Here is a 3,231-nt window from a genome sequence, read left to right as displayed (position 1 = left end):
GCCGGCGCCGACCTGGCCGGGGCGACCCGGCTGGAGCGGCTGGCCGCGCTGCGCCACAGCTTCGAGGCGCACGGCATCGCCGTGCGGCACGACATCATCCCCGGCGTCGGACATGACGACCGGACATTGCTCGGGACCGTAAAGGACTTCTTCGCCGCGGTCTTGAACGACCGCGGCGTGGTTCGCACGCCCGCCTGACGCCGAAATCCGGCACATCAAGAGGCCGACATATCAAAAGGGAGGTCATTATGGGATTGAAAAGGACGGCTATGGCCGCCGCGCTTGCCGCGACGGCCTTCGCATCGGCTGGTTTCACACCGGCCGGGGCGGCCGCGGAGGAACCGCGGCAAGGCGGCACGATCACCGTCGCCTTGAACGCTGATATCCGCAGCAGCGATCCGGGCATCGACCGCGATGCGAACACCGACACGGTCATGCACCATATCACCGAGACGCTGGTCGCTTACCGCAACGACCTGTCGATTGGCCCGGCGTTATCCGAATCCTGGACGATCTCCAACGACGGACGCACCTACACCTTCACGCTGCGCGAAGGCGCCACCTTCCACAATGGAGAGCCGGTCACGTCGGCCGAGGTGAAATGGAGCTGGGAGCGCCGCTTCGATCCTGCTCTCGCCTGGCCTTGTGTGCCTTATTTCGACGGTTCGGCCGGTCTTGAGGTGGTGGCGGTCGAAACGCCCGACCCGCGGACTGTCGTCTTCCGCTTGGCCGAACCCAATGCGCTCTTCCTCGCCCAGCTCGCCAACATCCAATGCAACATCGCCGTCATCCACCCGGACAGCCTGAACTCCGACGGCAGCTGGGACCGGCCGGTGGGAACCGGACCGTTCATGCTGAAGGAGTGGCGGAAGGGCCAGTTCGTCCTGCTCGAGCGCTTCGACGATTATGTGCCGCTCGATGAGCCGAAGAGCGGTTATGCGGGCGCACGCATTGCCTATGCCGACCAGGTGAGATTCCTCATCGTCCCCGATACCTCGGTCGCCGAGGCCGCGCTCTATGCCGGCGAGATCGATCTGCTGCCCGGACTGTCGGCGCAGCGGATGGCGGAGGCCGAGAAGAACGGCGCCACGATCAAGACCGTTTCGGGCCTCGCATGGACGGCGATCCTGGTCCAGACCGAGGATCCTCTCCTGTCCGACGTGCGGCTGCGCCGCGCCATCGCGCATGCGCTCGACATCGGGCAGATCGCGGCGGTCCGCACGAACAGCCTTGTCGAGGCCAACCCCTCCGCGGTGCCGCAGAACAGCGCCTTCTTCGGCGAGAGCTTTCTCGCCTGGCCGGAATACGACCCAGCCAAGGCACAGGCCCTGCTGGCCGAAGCCGGCTATACGGGCGAGCCGATCAGGATACAGACCAATACGCGTTACGAAGGCATGTATCAGAACGCCATCATCATGCAGGCCATGCTGGCGTCCGTCGGCATCAACGCTCAGCTCGAGGTGCTCGACTGGGCAACGCAACTCGACAACTATCTGACCGGCAAATTCCAGATTCAGTCCTTCGGCTACTCGGCCAGGCTGGATCCATCGCTGCTCTACGGCATTTTGATCGGCGACAAGTCGGAGGATCCTTCGGTGCAATGGGAGGACCCGGAGGCCCTGGACCTTCTCGCGCAATCCACCCAAACTACCGACACTGCGGAGCGCGAGCGGATCTTCGAGGCGCTGCACGCGCGCATGGCGGAGCAGATTCCGATCTACGGCCTCTATTACGAGCCGGTGATCGACGCGACAGGCCCGAAGCTCAAGAGCTATGAGGCCTGGCCGGGCGATAAGGCGCGCCTCTGGGGCGTTTGGAAGGCCGAGTGAGGTCCGGCATGCGGCGGGCGAGGCGATCTCGCCCGTCGCGGCGAGCCGGTCGGGCCTGTATTCTCGGTAACCGAAAGGCGGACTGGACATGCACACCGATAGCTTGCCTCTGATCGACCTCTCCGGAACCCCGCAGGTTTGCGGCCGGGCGCATGGCGAGGCGTTGCGCGCCGTCATCGCCGGGAAGATCGAACGTTGGCATGCGGCGATCGGCGAGGCCTATGGGCAGGAGCCGAACGCCTTCCTGCGCCGTCTCCTCGCCGGAACAGATTTCCGCCCGGCGATCGCACGATGGACGCCCGCGCTTGCGGAGGAGATCGCCGGGATCGCCGAGGGCGCCGGCCAGGCGGAAGAGACGATCTACGCCATGCAGCTCATGGACGAGGAATGGTGGTTCGGCCAAGCCGAAACCGACGGTCATTGCAGCAGCCTCGGCGTCACGACGGGCGAGGGCACGCTGCTGGGCCAGACGCTCGATCTGCCGCGCTGGCACGACGGCGCCCAGGCCCTGCTGCGCTTCCGCGATGCGAACGGAACCGAGACTCTGGTCTTCACCTCGGCCGGGATGGTCGGGCTCATGGGCGTCTCCGGTCATGGACTCGGGCTCTGCGTGAACACCTTGAGCCAGCTCTCCCGCAGCCGGCGCGGCCTGCCTGTCGCCTGCGTTCTGCGCGGCGCGCTTGCTCGGCGCGATCATTCGTCCGCGCTCGAATTCCTGCGCAGCGTTACGCACGCCTCCGGCCAGAATTATCTAGTGGGCGACCGGCGCGCCGTGACTTCGCTCGAATGTTCCGCTGGGCGGGCCGTGGCGGCCGAACCCAGCGGCGGCCGCGTCTGGCACACGAACCATCCGCTGGCGAGCCGCGATGTCGTTATGGCGGGGGTCGACCTGTCCGGAACCGCGGAGTCGCGCGGCCGGCTCGCCACGCTTGCGCGGCGCCTGGACCGCACTGCCGCCGCGGCGGCGGATGTCGCGCTGATCAAGGAAACGCTCGCCGCGCGTGACGATCCGGCCGCGCCGGTTTCGGTCGAACCCGCGCCGCAGGACGCGCCGACCGCCTTCATGACGATCGGGGCTGTGGTCTATGAGCTCGGTGAGACAGTACGGCTGCATGTGGCGGCCGGCCCGCCGAGCCGGGAGGGCTGGCGCAGCATCGCGCTCAAAGCGGCGTGACGGGACCGTCGAGCGAACTCACCGGATAGCGCCGGATCGCGTCGACGCGGCGCGATGCTCGGCGAGAACGTCGGCGAAGAAGCGCCGGACCGGATCCAGAACTTTCATCCCGTCATGTCCGACGCCGGGGATGATGTCGTGCCGCACGGCGATGCCGTGCGCCTCGAAGCTGTGGCGCAGCGCGGCCAGCCGCTCCAGCCGGGTCGCCCCGGCCAGGTCGGCGCCGGC

4 protein-coding genes are annotated in these 3,231 nt (G+C 67.2%); 3 read left to right on the top strand and 1 reads right to left on the bottom strand.

Annotated elements, in window-relative coordinates; all coding sequences use genetic code 11:
• The 3 genes from DT069_RS24425 to DT069_RS24415 all read left to right on the top strand — a co-directional run.
• Positions 1 to 198: hypothetical protein (locus DT069_RS24425; RefSeq protein ID WP_425450521.1), on the top strand; the 198-nt coding region annotated here is incomplete at its 5' end.
• A 56-nt stretch (positions 199 to 254) separates the two neighbouring features.
• Complete coding sequence (locus DT069_RS24420) at positions 255 to 1,829, top strand: ABC transporter substrate-binding protein (RefSeq protein WP_425450520.1); 1,575 nt, start codon at positions 255 to 257, stop codon at positions 1,827 to 1,829.
• 88 nt (positions 1,830 to 1,917) lie between these two features.
• On the top strand, positions 1,918 to 3,003 hold the full coding sequence (locus DT069_RS24415) for a C45 family autoproteolytic acyltransferase/hydrolase (RefSeq protein ID WP_119462952.1): 1,086 nt from the start codon (positions 1,918 to 1,920) through the stop codon (positions 3,001 to 3,003).
• 18 nt (positions 3,004 to 3,021) lie between these two features.
• On the opposite strand, the gene DT069_RS24410 is transcribed toward DT069_RS24415, so the two are convergent.
• Positions 3,022 to 3,231, bottom strand: a 210-nt coding sequence (locus DT069_RS24410) for a hypothetical protein (RefSeq protein ID WP_425450519.1), incomplete at its 5' end; no start/stop codon positions are given.

The sequence above is a fragment of the Virgifigura deserti genome (assembly GCA_003576685.1).
Lineage (GTDB): Bacteria > Pseudomonadota > Alphaproteobacteria > Dongiales > Dongiaceae > Virgifigura > Virgifigura deserti.
The sequence above is the reverse complement of the archived record's forward strand: the minus strand, read 5'-3'. Positions and strand labels throughout refer to the sequence as shown.